This is a genomic window from Telluria sp. LT2P80 (assembly GCF_059685955.1).
Genome location: NZ_JCASIO010000012.1, coordinates 76,296 through 95,032 on the forward strand (window position 1 = coordinate 76,296; position 18,737 = coordinate 95,032).

15 protein-coding genes are annotated in these 18,737 nt (G+C 65.4%); 8 read left to right on the forward strand and 7 right to left on the reverse strand.

Annotated features, from left to right (window positions below; genetic code table 11):
• The first annotated feature begins 58 nt into the window (after positions 1 to 58).
• Entirely contained in the window at positions 59 to 949 is an 891-nt protein-coding gene (locus AC56LW_RS22380) for a pirin family protein (RefSeq protein WP_332532935.1), read from the forward strand.
• Positions 950 to 1,150: 201 nt separating this feature from the next.
• On the opposite strand, the gene AC56LW_RS22385 is transcribed toward AC56LW_RS22380, so the two are convergent.
• Both AC56LW_RS22385 and AC56LW_RS22390 read right to left on the reverse strand, forming a co-directional pair.
• A complete protein-coding gene (locus AC56LW_RS22385; RefSeq protein WP_499637764.1) occupies positions 1,151 to 2,746 on the reverse strand; it encodes an FHA domain-containing protein in 1,596 nt (531 codons plus the stop codon).
• Between the two features lie 138 nt (positions 2,747 to 2,884).
• On the reverse strand, positions 2,885 to 3,865 hold the full coding sequence (locus tag AC56LW_RS22390; protein ID WP_499637768.1) for a PP2C family protein-serine/threonine phosphatase: 981 nt from the start codon (positions 3,863 to 3,865) through the stop codon (positions 2,885 to 2,887).
• Between the two features lie 177 nt (positions 3,866 to 4,042).
• Between AC56LW_RS22390 and AC56LW_RS22395 the strand changes: the two genes are divergently transcribed.
• From AC56LW_RS22395 to AC56LW_RS22420, 6 genes are all read left to right on the forward strand, one after another.
• Positions 4,043 to 4,519, forward strand: a complete 477-nt coding sequence (locus AC56LW_RS22395; RefSeq protein WP_499637771.1) for a GNAT family N-acetyltransferase — start codon at positions 4,043 to 4,045, stop codon at positions 4,517 to 4,519.
• A gap of 100 nt (positions 4,520 to 4,619) precedes the next feature.
• Positions 4,620 to 4,766, forward strand: a complete 147-nt coding sequence (locus tag AC56LW_RS22400; protein ID WP_499637774.1) for a hypothetical protein — start codon at positions 4,620 to 4,622, stop codon at positions 4,764 to 4,766.
• A 17-nt stretch (positions 4,767 to 4,783) separates the two neighbouring features.
• The gene (locus tag AC56LW_RS22405; protein ID WP_499637777.1) at positions 4,784 to 6,070 is read left to right on the forward strand and encodes a lipopolysaccharide biosynthesis protein; all 1,287 of its coding nucleotides are present in this window, start codon (positions 4,784 to 4,786) and stop codon (positions 6,068 to 6,070) included.
• A 21-nt stretch (positions 6,071 to 6,091) separates the two neighbouring features.
• The gene (locus tag AC56LW_RS22410) at positions 6,092 to 7,033 is read left to right on the forward strand and encodes a polysaccharide pyruvyl transferase family protein (protein WP_499637780.1); all 942 of its coding nucleotides are present in this window, start codon (positions 6,092 to 6,094) and stop codon (positions 7,031 to 7,033) included.
• Positions 7,034 to 7,065: 32 nt separating this feature from the next.
• Positions 7,066 to 9,195, forward strand: coding sequence for a two-component system response regulator (locus AC56LW_RS22415; protein WP_499637782.1), 2,130 nt, complete (start codon positions 7,066 to 7,068; stop codon positions 9,193 to 9,195).
• Between the two features lie 70 nt (positions 9,196 to 9,265).
• Positions 9,266 to 9,997, forward strand: coding sequence for a hypothetical protein (locus AC56LW_RS22420; RefSeq protein WP_499637785.1), 732 nt, complete (start codon positions 9,266 to 9,268; stop codon positions 9,995 to 9,997).
• A gap of 129 nt (positions 9,998 to 10,126) precedes the next feature.
• Here the strand turns inward: AC56LW_RS22420 and AC56LW_RS22425 are convergent, their stop codons facing one another.
• Positions 10,127 to 10,756, reverse strand: a complete 630-nt coding sequence (locus tag AC56LW_RS22425; protein ID WP_499637788.1) for a hypothetical protein — start codon at positions 10,754 to 10,756, stop codon at positions 10,127 to 10,129.
• A 160-nt stretch (positions 10,757 to 10,916) separates the two neighbouring features.
• Between AC56LW_RS22425 and AC56LW_RS22430 the strand changes: the two genes are divergently transcribed.
• A complete protein-coding gene (locus tag AC56LW_RS22430) occupies positions 10,917 to 12,539 on the forward strand; it encodes a DUF4214 domain-containing protein (protein ID WP_499637791.1) in 1,623 nt (540 codons plus the stop codon).
• Between the two features lie 485 nt (positions 12,540 to 13,024).
• Here AC56LW_RS22430 and AC56LW_RS22435 read toward each other — a convergent pair whose 3' ends face one another.
• From AC56LW_RS22435 to AC56LW_RS22450, 4 genes are read right to left on the reverse strand one after another with little or no spacing between them, the layout of a single operon-like run.
• A complete protein-coding gene (locus AC56LW_RS22435) occupies positions 13,025 to 13,501 on the reverse strand; it encodes an SH3 domain-containing protein (protein WP_499637793.1) in 477 nt (158 codons plus the stop codon).
• 7 nt (positions 13,502 to 13,508) lie between these two features.
• Entirely contained in the window at positions 13,509 to 15,074 is a 1,566-nt protein-coding gene (locus AC56LW_RS22440; RefSeq protein WP_499637796.1) for an RAD23 family protein, read from the reverse strand.
• Positions 15,035 to 17,395 carry an FtsW/RodA/SpoVE family cell cycle protein gene (locus AC56LW_RS22445; RefSeq protein WP_499637799.1) on the reverse strand — a complete coding sequence of 787 codons (2,361 nt, stop codon included), beginning with the start codon at positions 17,393 to 17,395 and terminating at the stop codon, positions 15,035 to 15,037. The genes AC56LW_RS22440 and AC56LW_RS22445 overlap by 40 nt, the downstream gene beginning before the upstream one ends.
• Positions 17,392 to 18,360 carry a protein kinase domain-containing protein gene (locus AC56LW_RS22450; protein WP_499637802.1) on the reverse strand — a complete coding sequence of 323 codons (969 nt, stop codon included), beginning with the start codon at positions 18,358 to 18,360 and terminating at the stop codon, positions 17,392 to 17,394. The genes AC56LW_RS22445 and AC56LW_RS22450 overlap by 4 nt, the downstream gene beginning before the upstream one ends.
• Positions 18,361 to 18,737: the final 377 nt, after the last annotated feature.

Genomic DNA, 18,737 nt, shown 5'->3' on the forward strand with positions numbered 1-18,737 from the left:
GCGCCGGGCGATCCGGTGTACAGTCAGGCATTCCCTTTCCTTTTTTACGACACCTGCCATGGCCATCGCGCACCTGTTTCGATCCCACGATAAAGACCTGGGCGGCGGTTTTACCGTGCGCCGCCTGTTGCCCGCTGCAGCCCGCCAATCTATCGGCCCGTTCCTGTTTTTCGACCACATGGGGCCGGTGGAAGCACCGGCCGGCGCCCGTCACGATGTGCGGCCGCATCCGCACATCGGGCTGGCCACGGTCACCTACCTGTTCGAGGGCGCGATCATGCACCGCGACAGCCTGGGCACCGAGCAGCGCATCGAGCCGGGCGCCGTCAACTGGATGACGGCCGGTAGCGGCATCGTGCATTCCGAGCGCACGCCTGAAGATCTGCTCGAACGCACGCGCCGCACGCACGGCCTGCAACTGTGGGCGGCGCTGCCGCGCGAGCACGAAGAAACGCCGGCTGCGTTCAGCCACACACCGGCCGACCGGATTCCCGAGATTGCACTGCCGGGCGCCACGGTGCGATTGCTGGTGGGCAGTGCGTTTGGCCAAACGTCGCCCGTGCCGACCTTCAGCCAGACGCTGTACCTCGACGTGCAACTGGCGCCCGGCGCGGCCATCGAACTGGACGACTTGCCCGATGAGACCGCGCTATACGCGCCATTCGGCACGATCGAGATCGACGGCGAGCCGGTGGCCGCCAACACGATGGCCATGCTCGAGCCGGGGGCGGCGGTGCGGGTGAGCGCCGCTGCCGGCGCGCGCTTTGTCGTGATCGGCGGGGCGCCGCTCGACGGCAAGCGCTTCATTTTCTGGAACTTCGTGTCGAGCAGCCGTGAGCGCATCGAACAGGCGGCACGCGACTGGGAACACGATCGCTTTGTGCCGTTGGCGGGCGACAATGAACGCATCCCTTTGCCGCAGTGGCCGCCAACCTGGCGCCGCGACTGACCTTGCCGCGCGGCTAACGCGCGCCCGTTCGGTGCGGGCGGGCGTAATCTGGCATCACCCTTTGTGTGTCAATACGAATGAGGTGATGTCATGAAAATTCCTGAACACCTGCGTGCGCCGGCGATCGTGTTCGCCCTGCAGGCCGTGCTGCTGGCCGGCGCGGCGCTGGTCTTTCTGGTGCTGGTGCCGTCGTACGGCTGATCAGGCGCTGAGAGCGGCAGCAGGCAGGGTGCGGCGGTCGATGCTGCGCCGGTCGGTGCGCGCCTCGGGATAGGCATTGGGGACAAAGCGCGCCGCCATGCCGATGCCGGGTTGTTGCACCCGATCGAGTGTGCCACTGGTAGCCAGCGGCGCGTCGCGTCCGCTTGCGCGGTCACGTTGCCAAAAGCCGCCATCACGGTGGAACAGCAGCGGCAGGGCGACGGCGCGCGGCATTGCCACTGACTGGGTGCCAGCGCTGGCGCCGTTGAGCGCGGCCTGGCCAGCAGGCGGCACGGCGTCCGGCGCCATCAGATAAAAACACTCGGCGCGGGCGCCCGCGTCGAGCCGGTGCAGCACGACCGCATGCGCCAGCAGCGCCGTCACTTCGAGCGTGACGATCCCCTTGATGCTCGCCGTCAGTTCAATGCGCATGCCCAGGCGCAGCTGCACCGGCATGTGCTTGCCGGGCCAGACGCCGTCGAGCAGCAAGCCATAGCGCGACACGTCTTCGATCTCGAACCCGGCGCGGCTGCGGCGGATGATGGCGTGGCGCCCCGACAGCCGGCGCGTCAGGCCACCGATGTCCATGCCGGTTTCGCCATGGTGGGCCAGCAGCACGTCGGCATCGGGCGCGTCGAGCTCGAAGCGGCCCAACATGAATTCGTCGAGCGCGAACAGGCGCACGTGGCGCTGCGTGGCCGAATCGGCTTCGGCGTGCACGAGGCACGCGCTGTCGGTCAGGCACGGGTGCGCGGCAGGCTGGGCCGGCAGGTCGATCTCGATCAGGTCTTCGTCCCAGGCAATGGTGGTCATGCCCATGTCGATTTTGCCGCTGCCATTGCCGCCGTCCAGGTTCAGGTGGGCGATGGAGGCATTGCGGGCCACGACGTCGATGTCGATCCGGCCGCCACCCGGTGCATTGACGCGGGCGATGCCGGCGTCGTCGGCCGTGACGCGCACGTTCTTGTGCGTGGCGAGGAAGGTCTGGTGGATTTCGCCCAGGCTGGCATCCTGGCGCGGCACCAGGATCACCGGCGAGCAGGTCCAGGTGCGGCTCGCGTCGGGCGCATGCACGTGGCGGCTATGCAGCTCGATTTCGATGCGATATTGGCCATGTTCGAGGCCACGCGATGAGAATTCGAGAAACAGCGGCCGCCAGTCGCCGCGCGAGGTGCGCTGGAAGCAGTAGCTCTCGCCGCCGTGCAGGCGCAGCGCCGAGTGCACGAGCATGCGCACGTCGGGCGCGCAATCCATTGGCATGCCGCGCAGCTCAAGGCGCAGCGCCTGGCGGCCACCGGCTGCACGCGGATCGAACCCGCTGATGTGCAATTGCGGACGCTGCAGGCTCGACGGTTCAGGTACCGGCGAGGTTGCCGAAACGACCGTATCACGGCGCGTGCGCACGGCGCTGATCGTGTCGAAACTGGTCGGCAAGCCATCGACCACCGGATGCGCGGACTGCGGCAACGGCGCGGCATGTGCCTGATACGCGCCGGCCGCAGCCTCGGGCTGGGCATGCCCGTGCGCGCACCGCACCTCGCCGGGGGCGACCCAGACGGTGCAGTGCGGATGCGCGGGATTGCGGCAGCGATTCATGTCAGATTGATCAGTTCAGTAGGTTCGAAAACGGTATTGCAAGCTTACGCTGTTTTCAGCAGGCACGGCGCACCGAGCTCGTTGATTATCAACATTATTTACCTACGGCATCAGAACATTTTGCCATCTTTCCAACGTTCAATAACTCGCAGCGTTGTCGTCCAGCGGCAAGGCGGTTTCATCGGCGTGGCGGGGCAGGGGGCGCAGCACGAGCGCCGTCAGATTATCCGGTTGCAGACCAGCCGGCGGATCGTTCTCCATCAGGCTGAACAGGCGTTCGACGAGCGTCACGGCCGCTGGCGCATCGCCCAGCAGTGTGGGCCAGCGCGCGACAAACGCATCTGGCTGGGCGCACGACCAGAACCCGTCAGTGGCCAGCAGATACGCTGCGTCGGCCCGCAATGGCAGCGCGCGGCGATCGGGCAGGTGGGCCAGCCAGCATGGCAGGTTCGCGGGCGTGAGGGCAAACAAGCCATCGGACAGACGCGACGGATCGGCAAAGGCATTGCCTAGAATGAACGCCTGGGCAATCTGCGGCGCGTGGCGGCCATGGACTTCGCGCCACCAGTCGGCTTCGCCAAGCCGGCCGGCAAGTGCGGCGCCGGTGGCCGGTACGTGGTCGACCGTCAGCACCGTGGCCTGCTGCGCATCGAGTTCATACAGTCGCGAGTCGCCCACCTGGTACAGCAGCGGTGCGCCGCCGGGCGGCAGTTCGAGCAGCGTCAGCGTCGTGCCGGGCCTGACCGTCGCGCCCGTGCCATCGGCAAACTGCGCCTGCAGCTTTGCGTGCAGGACATCAAGGTGAGCCGTCAACGCGTCGAGCGTCGTACACGGCGCCATGGCGACAAGGCCGGCAGCAAGTGCTTCGGCCGCTTCGCGCCCATGGCCATGGCCGCCCATCCCGTCGAGCACCGCCAGTCGGCCATGGCCGGCTGGCCACCCTGCAATGGTCGTGATGACCGGCAGTTGGTCGTGCAAATAGCAGGCGCGGCCGTCGAAATCGATGACGACGAGATTGTCCTGGTTTTCGCTGCGGATGGCGGGCCCGACGCCGACACGGCTCGTCACGGCGACGTCGAAGGAGGGGGCAAAGCGAAAATCGGCAAGCGTCGGCGGCATGGGGTGAGGGCGTAATCGTGTGATGACACTGAGTGATGCCACTGTACTACTGTTTGTTGGCAAGTCATGCGCTGAACAGATGCCCTTATCCGCGCCAACCACGGGCAATGAACCTGCAGCCCGGGATACCGGTCATGGTATATTTACATTCCCAACGCCACCTTTTTGAAACGCGCCATGGAAGTGCGCCCCCTTGACTCTGCCGACGTGCCAGTCCTGGTGCCGGCCATGGCGGCGCTGCTGCGCAGCCTGGCACTGGAATTCGTTGTGCATGAAGCAACGCCGCTTGGGGCCGCGGCATTCCTGGCCGAGAATGACGAGCACGGCATCCGCGGCTACCTGGCGCGGGGGCATGCCTGTCATGTGGCGCTCGATGGCGACCAGCTGGCCGGCTTCATCGCCATCCGTGACAACAGCCATCTGTTTCACTTGTTTGTCGGCACTGCCTGGCAGCGGCAGGGACTGGCGCGGCGCTTGTGGCACATGGCGCGCGCCGCCGCCATCGCGCGCGGCGGGGACGGCAATTTCACGGTCAACGCGTCGAACTACGCCGTGCCGGCATATGAACGGCTTGGCTTCGTGCGGGTGGCGCCGACCCAGTGCGTCAAGGGACTCTCGTTCAATCCGATGCTCCTCGCCTGGGCGGGGGATTGAGCGGCTTGTACCTTCGTCGCGCAACCAGCAGGTGACGCGCTGTGCACTTTCAGTATATATTGCCTCGCGACAAAAGTTTTCGTTTTGGCAGCAGGTTACAATGGCAACCGGTCCGTATCGATCGGGCGTGAGCGACGCATTGCTGCGCCGTGCTTGGCGAGTTTTGATGATGATGATCCTGAATAACCTGATCCGCAAACTTCCTGCAAACGTCCTGCCCAAGGCAGCATGGGAGACATTGGCATGAGCGCGACTGCGCCATCAATGCCTTCCATTTCACGCGCATTCGGCAAAACCCTGATGACCACCATGGGCATGACCGTGGTGGGATTCATCTCATCCGTCATTACCGCGCGCATATTGGGGCCGGAAGGGCGTGGCCTGCTGTCGGCAGCCATCCTGGTCTGTTCGCTGGCTGCCGGTGTCGCGCAGTGTGGCATGGGCAGCAGCTATCTGTATCACTTTGGCGCGGCGCGGCAGTTTCCTTATCTGCGCTTCCTTCTCCTGTCGCTGATGAGCATCAGCATCTTTGCCACTGCGCTGGCCGCCGCCGGGCTGCAATTGAGCGATGCGGTGCAACTGCACCGCTTCATGTGGCTGATCCTGGCGTTTGCGGCATTCATGGCAAGCCAGACCTATCTTTACACGCTCACACAACTCCATTCGGATCTTCATTTTTTCAACATCCTGCGCTTCACGCAGGTGTTCGGGAATCTGGTCCTGATGCTGCCATTGGTGTTGTGGTTCGACGTGGTGACCTTTGAACAGATACTGGCCACGCAATTGCTGATGCTGATCGGCGTCACGGTCATGGGGCTGTGGTGGGCGCGCAAGCACCGGATCTGGGAATTGAAAACCGATGTCAACGCGCCGGTACAGCCCTGGGGCGTCTTGCGCTATGGTTTTCACCAGCAGGGCATCGGCTTGTTGAGCTTATTTCTGGTCAATTTCGACAAGCTGTTTCTGCTCAATCGCGGCACCATCCGCGAATACGGTTTCTACGCGCTGGCATTCACGACGTCGCGCCTGATCGGCGCCGTGCAGGAATCGGCGTCGGTCGCGTTGTTCTCGCGCTTTGCCGGCCGGGATGAGCAAGCGTTGAGCCAGGCGGTGCGCAACACGTTCCGCGTCACTTTCGTGCCGCTGATGGTGCTGGCCGCGATTGGCGGCGCGTTATCGCCCTGGCTGCTCAATCTTATCTACGGCAAATCGTTTGCGGCGATGACGATGCCGTTCGCGATCCTGCTGTTCGAATGCGTGATCGGCGGCGCCAGCTGGACGCTGGCGCAACGTTTCACCGCCGCCGGACAACCGGGGCTGGTGCTGGCGCGCCAGATCATCGCCGTGGTCCCGGTGCTGATCGCCATCCCGTTTCTGCCGCAGGAAAATACGTATGTCTGGCTGGCGGGGCTGATGCTGGCGGGGGCGTGCCTGCGCCTGATCACGACGATCATTCTCGGGGTGCGCCGGCTCAATGAGCCGATGCCCGACTTCATCCCAACCCGCGGCGACCTTGCCATCCTGCGCCGGGTGGTGACGCGTGCCAAGTAACTTGATTTTTCGGGAGTAGCCTTGAATAACCACCGTTCGATGATGCTGGATCTGCAAAACAAGCATGACACCATCCATGATTTGCTGAAGGGCAGAGACTTTCATTACATCGATATTCCGATGCACGACAATATCGGTGATCTCCTGATCATGCAGGGCACGCTGGCGTTCTTCAAGAAGAAGCGCCTGTCTCCGCGCACGATATCGACGTCGTGGGCATTCGATCCGTCATGGGTCAAGCCGGGCGATATCCTGGTGTTTCACGGTGGCGGCAATTTCGGCGACCTGTACGCAAACATCAACGAAATACGCGAAGAGATCATCACGCGCTTCCCGGATAACCGCATCGTGATGTTGCCGCAAACGGTGTTTTTTGCGAGTGAAGCGACCCGTGACCGGTCGGTTGCCGTGTTTCGGCGGCATGCCGATGTCCACATTTTTGTTCGAGATAAAGTGTCGCAGCAGATTGCGAATCTGTTTTCGGACAATGTGTATCTGGCGCCCGATATGGCGCACCACCTGTATCCGGTCGCCAGCGCCGGTAACGGCAGCGGCGTGCTGCGCATCGAGCGCGTGGACACGGAAAAGCCGGTCGTGCCGGCGTCGCTGAAAGATGCGCAATTCAACACCCGGACCGACTGGATCGAGGTCGTGGGCAAGGAAAAGCGACTGATCGACTTTGCCTGGCGCATTCAGGGCGCCTTCATCAAGCGCGGCTGGCAAACCTGCAAGAAGCTGGTCGGGCCATGGTACTGGATACCGGTCGCACAGCGCTTTTCGTCCAGGGCCGTGGCGCTGTTCGCCCGCCATGACCATATCGTCACGGACCGCCTGCACGGCCACATCCTGGCGTGCCTGATGGACAAGCACCACACCGTGATCGATAACAGTTACGGCAAGAATTCCACGTACATCGACGAATGGACGGCCCACAGCGATCTGGTGCGACTGGTGAAGGTCTGACGCATGCCCGCTTTTTCCAAGGATAGTACCTGATGACCACCTCCGCCCCGACTGTCCTGATCGTCGACGATGAAGCCAAGAGCCGCGACCGGCTGGCCTGCCTGCTCGCGCCCGGAGGCTATGACACGACCAGCGCCGCCAGCGGTGAAGAAGCATTGTCCTCGGTCGCCTGCGAAGCGCCGGACCTGATCCTGATTGCGCAGACGATGCCGGGCATCGACGGCTGCCAGGTGGCCAGCATCCTCAAGGCCGATCCGGCGACCGAGAATATCCCGATCATCATGGTTACCGGCGTGGAAGACATCGGCACGCGCCAGGCGGGACTGGAGGCGGGGGCCGAGGAATTCCTGAGCAAACCTGTCGATCCCACCGAGCTCGGATTGCGGGTACGTAATCTGTTGCGCCTGAAGGATATGGGCGACCTGGAAGACCAGGTGCTTGTGCTCGAGCAGAAAATCGCTGCCCGCACGGCCGACCTGCTGCGCTTTCGCACGGCGATGAATGCGACGCCGGACGCCCTCATGCTGGTCAGCCGCGACACGATGCATTTCGTCGAGGTCAACGACACCACCTGCGCCATGCTGGGCTACACGCGCGCCGAGATGCTGACCCTGGGGCCGGTGGCGCTGGGCGCAGCGACGCACGATGAACTCGAGGCGATGTTCGAGCCGACGCCGGGTGGCCGGATCAAGCCCCGACTGAGCGAGGTCACGCTGCACTGCAAGGATGGCGGGTTGGTGGATGTGGAGATCCACCGCCAGGCCCTGTTGTCCGGGAATGACTGGATCATCGTCAGCGTGGTGCGCGACATCACGGAGCGTAGAGTCGCGCAGCAAATTTTGCAGTACCAGGCCAGCCACGACGTGCTCACCGGGCTGCCCAACCGGGCCTGGTTCTACGAGGCGCTCCACAGCACTGTGCGGGCGACGCGCAGCGCCAGTCCCCGCGTTGCGGTGGTCTTTCTCGATCTCGATCGCTTCAAGAACGTCAACGACACGCTCGGTCACGCCATGGGCGACGAATTGCTGGTGCAGTTCAGCGCCCGTCTGGCCACCTGCGTCGGCGAACGCGATACCGTCGCACGCCTGGGCGGGGATGAATTCGGCCTGATCCTGATGCTCGACCACGACCCGGCGCACGCGGCCACCGTGGCCGGCCGGATCGCCGAGGTGCTGTATCCGCCGTTTAACCTGCGCGGCTTCGAGGTGATTGTCACGGCCAGCGTCGGCATCACGGTGCATCCGCAAGATGGCGCCGATCCCGAGGTGCTGATCAAGTACGCCGACACGGCCATGTACGAGGCCAAGCAGGCCGGGCGCGACACCTACCGCTTCTTCACGGCCCAGATGAACGCCGATGCGTTGCAGCGCCAGGACCTCGAGCACGCGCTGCGCAAGGCGGTCGAGAACGAGGAGTTCGAACTGTATTACCAGCCCAAGTTGCAGCTCGGTGCGGACACCATTGTCGGTGTCGAAGCGCTGCTGCGCTGGGACCGGCCCGGTCATGGGCTGGTATCGCCGGGCCTGTTCGTGCCGGTGCTGGAAGAGACGGGACTGATCGTGCGCGTCGGCCGCTGGGTGATCGACACGGCCTGCCGCCAGATCAAGGCCTGGACGCTTCAGAAGACGGGGCCAATGCAGGTGTCAGTCAATATCGCGGGGCGCCAGTTCGCCGAGGGCGACCTCGAAGGCGACGTGATGCGCGCCCTGGCGGAGCATGACGTGCCAGCCGTAATGCTGGAACTGGAACTGACCGAGACGTCGCTGATGATCAACACCGAGCGCACGATGCAATGCCTGAGCAACCTGCGCGCACGCGGCATCCAGGTCTCGGTCGATGATTTCGGCACCGGTTATTCGAGCCTGGCCTATCTGCGCCGTTTCCCGATTGACAAGCTCAAGATCGATATTGCGTTCATTCGCGACGTGACCACCAATGCCGAAGACGCCGCCATCGTCAACGCGATCATCACGATGGCCCACAGTCTGAACGTGCAGGTCGTCGCCGAAGGCGTCGAGACGCCGGCGCAGAAGACCTTCCTGCTGGCGCACGGGTGCGACCAGATCCAGGGCTACCTGGTCAGCCGCCCGCTGCCGGCGAACCTGGTCACGTCGCTGATGGCGCTGCACGCTGCCAGGGTTCCGGCGTCTGCCGCCGCGTGACGGGAGACGGCCGGGCGCGGTGGTAATTGTTGAATAAGTGACGCCATCGGACTGGCTATACTGAGCGGATATGAACCGCGCCTCTTCGCGTTACCGTTTCACCGACCCCCGCAGCGCGGGCCTGGCGGCCACGCTGCTCGTGCACGGGCTGTTGATCCTGGGGTGGCAGATGGTGCGCACGTTGCCGGCCCCGGTTGCAGGTAACGATGCGGCGATGCTGTGGCTGCGGGTGCCAGCGCCAGCGCCGCGCATCGTTGTCGTGCAGCCGATCCAGCGTGAGGCTGCGCCGACGCCGACACCTAGTACGCGGCCGCGGCCGGTGCCTGTGGCGCAGGCAGAGACGCCGGCACAAATTTCTGTACCGGCAACGGTGACCACGCCAGCGCCCGATGCGCCGCCAGCGCCGGTTGAACCGGCCATCCCCAGCACCGCCGCCATCATGGACAGCGCACGCCGCAGTATCGGCGACATCGATCGGGCACTGCGCAAGGAACGCCAGCCAACGATCGTGCTGCCGCCGGACAGCCCGCAACTGCGCCTGCGCCGCGGCATCGAGCATGCGCGCGAGATGGCGCCGCCGCGTCTGTGGGAGGCGCCGCGCGTCGTTGAACTGGTCAACAACACGGGCGATGGCGCGCGGCGCACCCGCGTGATTACCGCAAACGGCACTTACTGCCTGACGGACCGCGCGCCGACCACCAACGTCGAGATGTTCGAAAAGCACGGCAAGCAGCGCTACACGACCTGTCCGAAGGATGAAGAACCGGCCCGGCGGCAGGAATGGCGGACTGCGCGTGATTGAGCCGTGTACCGGCAACGCTGACGATGGTGTTGGTGCTCGCGCGCGGCGCACTGACGGACACGGTTGACCTGATAACAGGTTGTGGAAGAGGCGTCTACGCCGAAGCGAACGCGCGGCGCCTGGTTGAGCTCATTGCTGTCTTGGGCGACATACATCCTTGTAAGCTTCGGCATAGGGCTTGTCGAAGCAATGTTCGAGTCCTTCGACGACATCGATATTGATGGGCCAACGAATTCTTTTCTTTGTTCCATCGTCGAAGTCCGCCTCCATGTAGCCGTCAATGACAGGCGGCACACCCACGCCTGTCGGCGGTGGGACTGCAGCAAGCGTTGCCCGAGCCCGCTGCAGCGCAGAGCGGTCCCTGCGCAAAAAGGCAATCGTTGCATCGACGTATGGATTCCAACCGGCCTTGTCGTCTTTTGCAGGCTTGTAGGCGTTTTTCATCAAGGCGATCGCTTCGGCATACTGCCCGGCATCGGCCCGCACCTGGGCTTCATGCCAGAACAATAGCCCGGCGTGTTTGTGATGCGCGTTCCGGTAATCGCGCACCAGGTCGGCGGCAATCAGGAGGCAGCCAGGTGTCGCCGCCAACGCTCGCCATCCTCCCGCCATATCCTGATCAAATTCGTTCTCGTCCAGGGAAAGCAGGCGGGCACGGTCATGTCCACAATTGTCCGATGAAATTTCTTCGGCGTCGACGACGTTGCAGAAGGTCGTGAGGGCACAAAGACATAGTGCAGTGAAGGTTCGATTCAGCATGGGCAGGTTCATTGTCCGAAACATCGCATTATTTTCAGGAATTTACCATTGGAAAGAGGCGATGACGAGGAATACCCTCTGCGCATGAGTTTGGTGTTTACCTTGGAGAACATGATAAAAAAGGCAATAATCAGCGCTTCGACACCGTACGGTCCACGTGATGACATTGCTTTCAAAGATGGCCGCCAATGCGCGCTACAGTGCTGCCCTTTCTACTATCCAGAGTGCCGGCCTGACGCTGACCGGCTCTGCAGGTGATGATCAATTGACGGGAACAGCGCTGGATGACACCATCTTCGGCGAAGCCGGCAACGATACGCTCGACGGCGGTGCCGGCAACGATACGCTCGACGGCGGTGCCGGCAACGATACCCTCATCGGCGGCGAAGGCGGCGGCGCCGACATCCTGCGGGGCGGCGATGGCGACGACTGGCTTCTTGTCAGCATGAATTGGCGTCGCCCTGATGCAGCGTCCCGGGTGAGCGAAACCGTGCTCGACGGCGGCGCCGGCAACGACAGCCTGCATGCCAGTCCTGAGGTCAAGAGCGTACTGGGCGGTAGTGGGGACGACCGCGTCGTCGTGTACTACAGCGGCCAGCTCACCGGCATCGCGCCGTTGTCAATCGATACCGGCGATGGCAACGACACGATCAGGATCGACGACGCTCTGGTCGAGCGCCCCGTGACGATCCGTGGCGGGGCTGGCAGCGATACGGTGTTCGTCGCGTCGAGCTTCGCACCACCTGTCGTGACGGTGCTCGATTTCGAGGCCGGGGCCGGCGGCGACGTGCTCGACCTGTCTGACCTCTTCCATCGGATTGCAGGCAATCCGTTCGGCGCCGTCGGTGGGCTGCGCCTGGTGCAGGACGGCAGCCGGGTGCTGGTCCGGACCGATGACGATGGCGCGGCTGGCCCCGGCGTATTCATCACACGCATCATTCTCGAGAATGTGCTGGCTACACAGCTGGGCGCCGCCAATTTCGCCGGCGGCTGGCATCCGGACGGGTCCACACGCGGCATCGCGCTCGAAGGCGACGGTATGTCAACCCGCCTGTTTGGTGGCCGTCTGGACGACGTTCTGCACGGCAGCGCCATTGACGAGCACATCTACGGCGACGATGGCGATGACCTGATCGACGGTGGCGCAGGCAACGACTTCATGTATGGCGGCGATGGCAGCGACATCCTGCGGGGGAGCGCCGGCAACGACCGCCTCGATGGCGGGCTTGGCCTGGACACCGCGTTATACACAGGGCCGCGCGCGACCTATGAGGTAGTCAGAAAAAGCAGCGGTGCAGACTGGCAGGTTAGCGAACTTGACGGCAAGCGTGGCGAGGGTGTCGACAACACTGCCGCCCTGGAACGCCTGCTGTTCGCCGATGGCGCAATGGCGCTCGACTTGTCGGGCACGGCTGGCCAGGCGTACCGCATCTACCGGGCCGCCTTCGACCGCGTACCGGACGACGTGGGCCTGGGCTTCTGGATCGCAGCCCTCGACGCTGGCAGCGCGCTCGACACGGTGGCGCACGGTTTTGTCGCATCCGCCGAGTTTCGCGACGTGTATGGCACTGCGCCGACCAACGCCGACATCATCGGCCGGTTGTACCGCAATATCCTGGACCGAGAACCGGAGCAGGCTGGCTTTGACTTCTGGGTCGCGGTGCTCGATTCCGGGCGCGGCGACCTGGCTGGCGTGCTGGCGTCGTTCAGCGAGAGTGCCGAGAACGTCAATGCTGTCACGCCGCTGATCGCCCAGGGCATCGACTACCAGCCCTGGGGATGAACACGGCTGCGCAGCCAACCAGGCGTAATCAACGGCTTTTTCTTCGTGAATCCTGGGGAAAATGGTTGAATTCTCACTGCCCCAAAGGGCACGATGACTGGATCGCGTCAGGTGGCTTTGTCCAACCTGACCGCCGTGAACCAGATCAGCGCACCCGCGCAGAGCCCCAGGATTGCAGGCGGTAACCAGTTCCAAGTAAGCCAGGCCAGGGCAACGATGAGTGGAACGACGAGAGCGAGCGCTTTTCCGCTGGCGCTGATGGTGATTTTTTGCCCGCAGTTCGGGCACGCGCCATGTTTGACACGCTTTTGACCGTCGGATTCCGTAAAGATGCCGAGTCTGGATTGGCAGTTTGGACATCGAAGTTGCATGGTCTGGGCGCGGAAATAAGAGAAAAGAGGAAATTCAATGATAAGCGAGGTTTGACGTGATCGTCTGAACAGCTGCTCATGGCCGACGCAAACCGGTCAAGTCAGCATAGCAAATTAACGTTCGTCCGCGCGCCGCAGCCACAGGCTGCTGGCCCATCCTTCGACATCCTTGCCATCGAGCGTAGCGCGCACCTGCCACCAGTCGCCATCGCGGCGCCCGGTCGCAATCACGCGCGCACCGCCCGGCACCACCAGCAGGCGCTCGGCGCCGATGCCGCCTGCAACGCGCAGATTGAGCGCATCGCGCACGCGGTAGGGCGCGCCGGCCACGGGCACGTCGGTTGCCGGCAGTGGCGCCTCGGCCAGTTCGGCGGGCTGCGGCAGCGTACCCGGTGCGCCGAACAATGCCAGCAGCAGTACGCCGCCGGCCGCCGTACCGGCGGCCAGCACGCCCAGCGCGCGAGCGTTGGGCCGGCGCCACCAACTGCGCGGCGTGAGCCACGCGCAGGCGCACAGCGTCAGCACGAGGGCCGCGCCGAACGCGCCGATGTACGTGGCGAAATGCGCCGCGATGTGGGTCGACGATGGCATCCTGGCCTCAGGCGTCGAAGCGCAGCACGTAGTGGCCGGCCACCAGGTGATGGCCCGATGGGATCAGGTAAGGCGCTTCCTGCGTGGCCGCGTCGATCTGCGCCACCAGGGCCAGTTCGGCGTCGAGGTGATACAACGCCTGGCTGGGCGACAGGCGCACGACGCGCAGGCCGTCGCCCGATGCTTCCCAGCTGAAGGCGCTGCGCGACAGGCCGAGCCGGTCAGCGCTGGCGGTGGCGCCGTCGGCCTGGCGCACGAACTGCGGCGCATCGAGCACGCGCAGTGCTGCCAGTGACGGCATGCCGCGTCCGAACGTCAGGCGTGAGCCGCCTGCCGCCGGTTGCGACGGGCCTTGCGGCAGCACCAGGAGGGCGCTGTAGCGCTCCGCCATCGACTGCGGCGCGGCGAGCAGGCCGATGCTGGCCCCGTCCATCGGCGAGAACTGCGACGGTACGGCAATCCGCTGGCGACCGGCCGGGGTGATTGCATGCAGTTCGTCCGCATCGTCGATGGCGAAGCGGATCACGTTGTCCTTGCCTGGCGCAGCCGGTACGAGTTGCGCATCAAGACCCACTTCGAGCGCCTGCGCACCCGTGTCGCGGTAGCGGCTCAGGCGCGGCAGGGCCAGCGCGGCCAGCGTGATGCGATGGCGCGCGACGGGCGCGTAGGTGGTGTCGGTTTCCGGCGTCGGTGCGGGCGCCGGTGTGGCCACGTGCGCTGGCGCTGCCAGCGGCATTGCGGTCAGGTCGGCCGGTGGCGTGCTGCTGCGCGATTTCCAGACGGCGGGACTGCGCTGGGGCGCGGTGGCTGGGGCTGCAGGCGCAGCAGCCGCGGACACGGGTAACTTCAGGCCTGCGCCAGCGCGACTGATTTTGAGCAGCAGGCGCTGGGCGCTCGCGCCCTTGCCGCGCAGGACGTAGTAGCCATTGGTGGCATCGAAGACGCAGTCGAAACTGTCTTTCGGGCGCACCTGCAGCTCGAGGGGCGCTTCCGGTCCGTCGTTCACGAGGAGCAAGCCGCCGTCCGGACCGAACGGCCAGCCCGGCACGGCGAACGTGGCATTAGCTGGGTCCATGCCCACCAGGGTCAGGCGCTGGTTCGGGTAGATCGCGCACACGGGCTGCCAGATCGCGCTGTCACGCGAAGCGGTCACCGTGTACTGCACCTGTTCGCCCGGTGCCGGCAGGTAGACGGCGTGGCCGAACTTGACCTGTACTTCGCCGGGCGCGATGCGCTCGTCGCCCGAAATGAAATAGCGCACCTCATCGCCGCCGAGCAGGTCGCCGAAATCCTTCTGGTGCAGCGCGGCCAGCGACTGCGCCAGGTCGCGCACGCGCGCGCCGCGGGTGAGGTGACGGTCGTCGTCGACGTCGTCCTGCGGCAGCACCAGCGTCACGTGCGAGAAGCAGCGCGTTGCGGCGCGGCCGCGCAGTTCGCGCGGCGAGCGTTCGAGCAGGTCGCGCAGCAGCGCGCGGCGCGAGAACAGCGACAGGCCGGGCGCCTGCCACAGCGCGTCGGCGTTGAACACGTCTTCTACCTTGCCCAGGACTTCGTGTTGGACATAGACCGGCATGATTGAATCTCCTCGTTGAATGGGGTGCTTGCCATGCCAAACGCTAGCAGGGGGCAGATGAAAAACAGCAGATGCGAGCCGCCGGCCGACAGGAAACTCATCGGCTGGCCCATGATCGGGAACATCGCCAGGTTGGTGCCCCACGACAGCAGCAGGTGGCCGGCGACGAACGCGGCGCCACCGCACAGCGCGAAGCACTGGAAGCGCCCCAGCCAGGCGCGCCGGAAATCGTTGGCTGCCAAGGCGCGGGCCCAGGCGCCGGCGGCAACGCGCACCAGCGCCACCAGGAACAACGCCTGCAACGTCCACAGCGCCAGGCCGGCGGCCAGGCCGTGGCGCTGCAGCAGGAAGGCGGGCGCGAAGTCATCCTGGATCGCAGGGATCGCCAGCGCGTCGCCGGCAGCGCCACCCAGCGCAGCAAGTCCGAGCGCGCTGTCGGCACCCAGCCAGCCGCCCTGGGCGATGGCGCGGGCGCCGAGCAGCATCTGCTGGCCCGTGTGCGGGTGGACGGTGGGTGCGCTCCAGACCTGGAACCGCTCAGGATAAAAGCCCAGCGCGCCAAGGAAGGCGCCGCTGCTGCGCAGCGCGGCGCCGCCGGCTACCAGCAGGCAGACGGCGACAGTGACCGTGACAAGGGCGGCGCGCCGGCCACGGCTCGCGCACCAGACCAGGGCCATCGCGCTGCTCCAGACCAGCAGCAGCACCAGTGGCGAATAATCGTCGACCCGCACCAGCGCAACCCCCAGCAGGAACACGAACAGCAGCACGGGCGCGGCCATGCGCAGCCAGAAGCGCCAGTTGCGCCGCTGGTGCGTCGCGCCGCCCGCCACCAGTGCCAGGCAGTGGGCGCTGAGCGCAGCCAGCGCGAACTTCGCGAACTCGAACGGCTGAATGTCAAACACGCCCGTCTCGCTGCCGAAGCAGACCTGCAGCAGCACGCCGACGAGCGCGATCCCGGCGAGAACCAGCAGAACGCGTTCGGTGACGGGGCGCGACAGGTTGTTGCGGCCGACGGAGGACAAGAGCAGCAGCGTGCCCGGCAAGCCGAGTCCCAGCAACGCAGTGGAGTTCTGGAAGTGCCGCAGCCAGGCGGTGTCGCTCGCGCCCAGGCCCATCTCGAGCTGCACCAGCAGACCGGCTCCCAGCAGCAGGACGGCGGCAGCGGTCAACAAGTTGATGCGTGCTTGAAAACGCAGGGCCAGCCACAGTGTGGCCCAGGCCAGCAGCAGCGAGACGCCCACGCCGGGTGCGCCGCTGCTGCGTTGTGCCACCAGCAGCAGTGTGGCGCTGGCGGCGATCAGCGCCGCAGCCACCGGCATGGCGACACGTGCGCGATCCGCGCGCTGGCGCAGCAGGGGCAGTACGCCGGCCGCACCCAGCAGCAGCACGCCAAGCGCGGCGGCCCAGGCCAGCGGCGTGGGGGCAGGCAGCGCGAACAGCGTGCGTTCCTGCCACTGCCAGCGCACGGCGTCGGGCAACTGGACCTGCGGCGCGTTTGACAGCGCGACCTGCCCCGATGGTGTCAAGTGCAGCATGTCGCCATTCGGCGCCAGCGTGAAAACAGTGCGGCCGACGGCGAAGGCATCCGTGGCCGCCAGCGGCTGCTCGCGCTGGGCAGCGTCTTCCCACCCGTTCGCAGTCGAGACGAGCACCGGCTGGTCGCCCCGTACCGAGAGCGCGATACGGCCATCCGGCAGACGCCCCATCGACGCAGTACCCGCCTCGAACGTGCTGCTGGCCAGCCGGTTGCCGCAATACAGCAGGCCGCCCAGGCTGACGGGCCGCGCCAGGCCCAGGGAGTGCGGCGTGACGCGGTTCCACAACGCAAGCGCCCGGCTGGCGAGAGGGACATCGGGACAGGCCGGTTGCAGTGCGACGTCCTGCAGCAGCGTGGCGCCGTCGTAGCGCCAGGTGCGCTCGCCGTTCGACAGCGTCACGCTGCCGGCATCGTGCGCCAGCACGGTAAAGCGCGCAGCGCCGGCCTGGATTTGCTGGCCACGCGCCAGCGGCACGTCGCTGCTGCGCACGCGCGCGTCGCCACGGCGCAGCACGATGGGCTGGACCGGTTCCAGATTGCGCAGCCACCAGGCGCCGGCGATATCGCGGCGCAAGGTCAGCTGGCGCGCGGCGGCGCGCGGCGCGCCCAGTTCCGCACGGCCGAGCACAATCGATGCGCCCGGCTGCAGGGTCACCGCAATCTCGCGCGGCAGCCAGGCGACAGGTGCGCGCAAGATGGCCAGAAGCTGCACGGCGCACAGCAGCGCGAGCAGAATTGAAGCCGTCACGGCGCCAAAGGACATGCGCGGGTGACTGGATTTCATGCTGCGCTCCTGATTGGCGGGGCGCAAAGCAGGCTGGTCGCTTGCCCGAGCAGGCGGCTGATCTCCAGTGCATGCTGCGGCCGCTCGGCAGGGCTGTCGGCCAGCAGGCGGCGTAGCAGCGCCAGGCCCGGCACGGCGGCCTGGCCCAGGTGGTTGGCAAACAGCGTCGCTTCATCGAGTTGCAGCACGGGCGGTCGCGCCTGGTGCGCGGCCAGCAGGGTGGCAGCACCATCGCGGCCATGCGTTTGCCAGGCCTGGCCGCAGGTGCTGCTATAACGCAGCAGGCGGCCGCAGACGAGGTAATAGAAAAGGGCGCCCAGGGCGAAATAGTCGGTGCGCGCTTCGGTGGCGTAGCCATTTGCGTCGGCGTCCGGGAAGAACTGCTCCGGCGCCTGCCAGTTGGCGGTGCCGGCATAGGTATGGGCGCGCAAGTCGTCCAGGCGCCGGTTGGTGCCAAAGTCGGCCAGCTTGAGCGTGTCGGTGGCACGGTCGAGCAGCAGGTTGCCCGGTTTAAGGTCGAGGTAGCGCCAGCCGTTGGCGTGGACCTTGGCCAGTGCCTGGTTGACCTGGCCGGTCCAGGCCAGGGCGCGGGCCGGGGCGATCGTGTGACCGGCAGCGATGTGCTCCGCCAGGTAAGCGGCCAGGTCGCCATCTAGCAGTTCCAGGGCCAGTGCCGGCAGGCCCAGATGCTCGCCGCTGTCTAGCAGGCGCACGATGTGGCGGCCGTCCCACGGCGCGAGGCTGCGCAGAAACGCAATTTCAGTGTTCGCGCTGTCCAGCCAGCGATTGCGCAGTGCAGCCGGTGCTCGCGCCATCTGGTCGAGGTTGACGAGCTTGAGGGCGACGGCCCCGATGGCATGCAGGCTGTCGGCGCGCCAGACAACGCCATACGCAGCGCCAGCCAGCGGTTCGCGCAAGCGATATTGGCCGCCGCTGAGCGAAATGACGGTGCCTGCGTCGTACATGGTATCCCCCGAGCATGGCGCGAGGCGCCGATGCAGAATCACAGCGGAGGGAAGGAGAAAAGACTGCAAAAGCGGGGGGGGCATAAACAAAAGCGGGGGGCAGGTCTGACATTCGGACACGATCTCGACAGTCGCGTAGTCGGACATCGGGCCTGGCTGGAAAAATGGCCACGCTAATGCTGGGCAAGACACCATTGGAAGTGGCTAAGGCTGAGGTCGTGTCTGAATGTCAGACCTGACCCCGGCTGTTGGAAAAAGCGGGGGTCAGATACCGTCTTGAATTACAAGCCGATTCGATAAGAAATTTGCGTCGAATGGCTTGCCTGTTCGGATAACGCCGTAAATCAGATGCGCTAGTTTGTGCGTAACGGCGCCGA

Bases quoted from the DNA above. Each gene is read 5' to 3' on its own strand.
- AC56LW_RS22440 (WP_499637796.1), bottom strand. From the start codon at position 15,074: ATGCCGGTCTATGTCCAACACGAAGTCCTGGGCAAGGTAGAAGACGTG.
- AC56LW_RS22420 (WP_499637785.1), top strand. From the start codon at position 9,266: ATGAACCGCGCCTCTTCGCGTTACCGTTTCACCGACCCCCGCAGCGCG.
- AC56LW_RS22415 (WP_499637782.1), top strand. From the start codon at position 7,066: ATGACCACCTCCGCCCCGACTGTCCTGATCGTCGACGATGAAGCCAAG.
- AC56LW_RS22445 (WP_499637799.1), bottom strand. From the start codon at position 17,395: ATGAAATCCAGTCACCCGCGCATGTCCTTTGGCGCCGTGACGGCTTCA.
- AC56LW_RS22405 (WP_499637777.1), top strand. From the start codon at position 4,784: ATGCCTTCCATTTCACGCGCATTCGGCAAAACCCTGATGACCACCATG.
- AC56LW_RS22395 (WP_499637771.1), top strand. From the start codon at position 4,043: ATGGAAGTGCGCCCCCTTGACTCTGCCGACGTGCCAGTCCTGGTGCCG.
- AC56LW_RS22385 (WP_499637764.1), bottom strand. From the start codon at position 2,746: ATGAATCGCTGCCGCAATCCCGCGCATCCGCACTGCACCGTCTGGGTC.
- AC56LW_RS22390 (WP_499637768.1), bottom strand. From the start codon at position 3,865: ATGCCGCCGACGCTTGCCGATTTTCGCTTTGCCCCCTCCTTCGACGTC.
- AC56LW_RS22400 (WP_499637774.1), top strand. From the start codon at position 4,620: ATGGCAACCGGTCCGTATCGATCGGGCGTGAGCGACGCATTGCTGCGC.
- AC56LW_RS22430 (WP_499637791.1), top strand. From the start codon at position 10,917: ATGACATTGCTTTCAAAGATGGCCGCCAATGCGCGCTACAGTGCTGCC.
- AC56LW_RS22380 (WP_332532935.1), top strand. From the start codon at position 59: ATGGCCATCGCGCACCTGTTTCGATCCCACGATAAAGACCTGGGCGGC.
- AC56LW_RS22450 (WP_499637802.1), bottom strand. From the start codon at position 18,360: ATGTACGACGCAGGCACCGTCATTTCGCTCAGCGGCGGCCAATATCGC.
- AC56LW_RS22435 (WP_499637793.1), bottom strand. From the start codon at position 13,501: ATGCCATCGTCGACCCACATCGCGGCGCATTTCGCCACGTACATCGGC.
- AC56LW_RS22425 (WP_499637788.1), bottom strand. From the start codon at position 10,756: ATGCTGAATCGAACCTTCACTGCACTATGTCTTTGTGCCCTCACGACC.